Raw genomic sequence first — 2235 nt, 5'->3', positions numbered from 1 at the left:
GTCGCGGTGCGGGCGCCCGCCGGGTCGCACGTGCATTTGCGCTCCGGCTTCGGGGCCGTCGCGGTGACCGGGCCGACGGGCAGGCTCGACATCCGGACCGGCTCCGGCGATGTCACCGTCGACAAGGCCGACGACGCGGCCACCGTGCGCACGGGCGGCGGCGCCGTGGACATCGCCGCGCTGACCGGCCCGGGCACACTCACCACCGGCGGCGGGGCGGTGCGAGTCGGCGAGGTGCGCGGCCCGCTGCTGGCGCGCACCAGCAGTGGCGCGGTGTCGGTGAGCTCCGCATCGGCGGGCACGCTGGAGGTCGTCTCCGGCTCGGGCGACGTGCGGGTGGGCATCGCACCGGGCATCGGCGCCGAGATCGACCTCTCCTCCGGCTCGGGACAGGTGCACAGCGAGCTCGACGTCGCCACCGAGCCACCGGCGCAGCCGGCCGAGCTGCACGTGCACGCCCGCAGTGGTTCCGGCGACGTCCGGGTCACCCGCGCGGGCTGAGTCGATCCCCGCGGGCGTGACCACGCGCTCCCGCGCGTGCCTGCGCGGCCTCCTACAGCGCCGCGCAGGCACGGCGGAGGGCCTCGGCGAGGTCTCCCCGCTCGCCGACGGCGACCCCGTCGAGACCCAGCCACCGCGCCATCACACCGAGTTCGGCCGCCAGTTCCGCGGCGACCCGCGCCCGGTCGGCACCGGGTTCGGCGAACGCGCCCGGCACACGCAGCACGCGCGCGGCTCGGTCGGCCTTCACATCGACCCTGCCCACCAGCTCCCCGTCGAGCAGGAAGGGGAAGACGTAGTAGCCGTACACGCGTTGCGAGGCGGGCACGTAGATCTCGATGCGGTAGCGGAACCCGAACAGCCGCTCGGTGCGGTCACGTTCCCACACCAGCGGGTCGAACGGGCACAGCAGCGCCCGCCCCGGCACGGTCCGGGGAGCGCGCGCGGACACGTGCCGGTAGGCGTCGTGCCGCCAGCCGGGTACCCGCACCGGTTCCAACGTGCCCTGCTCGACGAGTTCGGCCACGGCCCGCTTGCTCGCCCGAGGCCCCAGCCGGTAGTAGTCCCGCAGGTCCGGCTCGGTGGCCACGCCGGTGGCGCGGGCCGCGTTGTCCACCAGCTCCCGCGCCGCGTCCTCGGGTGCCACCCGGCGCCCGAGCACATGCGGCGGTATGACCCGCTCGGTGAGGTCGTAGCGCCGTTCGAACCCGACGCGGGTGCCGGTGGTGAGTTCACCGATACCGAAGAGCCACTCGCAGATGCGCTTCACCGTCGAGCGCTCCCACCAGCTACCCGGGGTGCGGGGGCCGGGCCCTGTGAGTTCCCGCTCGATCGTGCCCGCGCCGACGGGGCCGAGTTCCTTGACCACGGCCAGCACGTCGTCCACGAGCGCCGGTTCGGCCTCGGCGAGGGCGCCGTAGCGCCGCCACCAGCCCTGCGGCTTGGCACCGGACCGCAGCAGCGGCCAGTCCTCCACCGGCACGAGGCTGGCCTCGTGCGCCCAGTACTCGACCAGCATCCGGGGCCTGCGGGCACTGTCCTGCCAGGCGGCCGTGTCGACCAGCGCGGGGTCGTAGCGGCCCAGGCGGGAGAACAGCGGGGCGTAGTGCGCCCGGACGGCGACGTTGACCGAGTCGAGTTGCAGCAGCCGTACCCGCGACAGCACGCGCCGCAGGTGCCGCCGGTCCGGCTCGGTACCGGGACGGGGCTCGGCGAATCCCTGGGCGGCCAGGGCGATCCGGCGCGCGACCGCGGGGCTCAGCGTTCTCGGCGCGGGGCCGGCGGCGGGGTCCTCGGCGGGGTCATCGGCGGCTGTGTCCACCCTCGTCACTGTCACGCCCACCATGGTGCCAACGACCACCGACAGTCCCGCTACGGTGGCGCGCATGAGCACCGCTGCCGTCCACCCCGCCACCGGCGACGACGTCGCCGAGATCGTGCGGATCCAGCTGAGCACCTGGCGCACCGCCTACAGCGACACGCTCGGGGCGACTGTCGTCGCCCGGCTGGACGAAGGTGAGCTCACCGAGCACTGGGCGAGCGCGGTCCGCCACCCCGACACCACCGTCCACGTCGCCACCGAGGGCGAATTCACCGTCGGCTTCTGCGCCTCGGGCCCCGCCCCGTCGTCCGACGTCGCGGCGGCCGACGGCGGCCTGCCGGACGACGCCGACCGGGTCGGCCTCGTGGCGACGGTGCTGGTGGAACCCCGCTGGGGCAGGCGGGGCCACGGCG

The 2235-nt window shown here is 75.2% G+C and carries 2 protein-coding genes and 1 other annotated feature (1 of these 3 cut by a window edge); of the genes, one reads left to right on the top strand and one right to left on the bottom strand.

Annotated elements, in window-relative coordinates; all coding sequences use genetic code 11:
* A partial coding sequence (locus tag SACSA_RS26400) for a DUF4097 family beta strand repeat-containing protein (protein WP_019819217.1) occupies positions 1-501 on the top strand: 501 nt, incomplete at its 5' end.
* 52 nt (positions 502-553) lie between these two features.
* Here SACSA_RS26400 and SACSA_RS0118510 read toward each other — a convergent pair.
* Positions 554-1915, bottom strand: a complete 1362-nt coding sequence (locus SACSA_RS0118510) for a winged helix-turn-helix domain-containing protein (protein ID WP_019819216.1) — start codon at positions 1913-1915, stop codon at positions 554-556.
* A gap of 166 nt (positions 1916-2081) precedes the next feature.
* Positions 2082-2235 (bottom strand) — a sequence feature (23S ribosomal RNA rRNA prediction is too short) (it continues 1351 nt past the right edge of the window).

The organism is Saccharomonospora saliphila YIM 90502, assembly GCF_000383795.1.
GTDB lineage: Bacteria > Actinomycetota > Actinomycetes > Mycobacteriales > Pseudonocardiaceae > Saccharomonospora > Saccharomonospora saliphila.
Note: the sequence above shows the minus strand (reverse complement) of the source record. Positions and strands in the feature narration are given on the sequence as shown.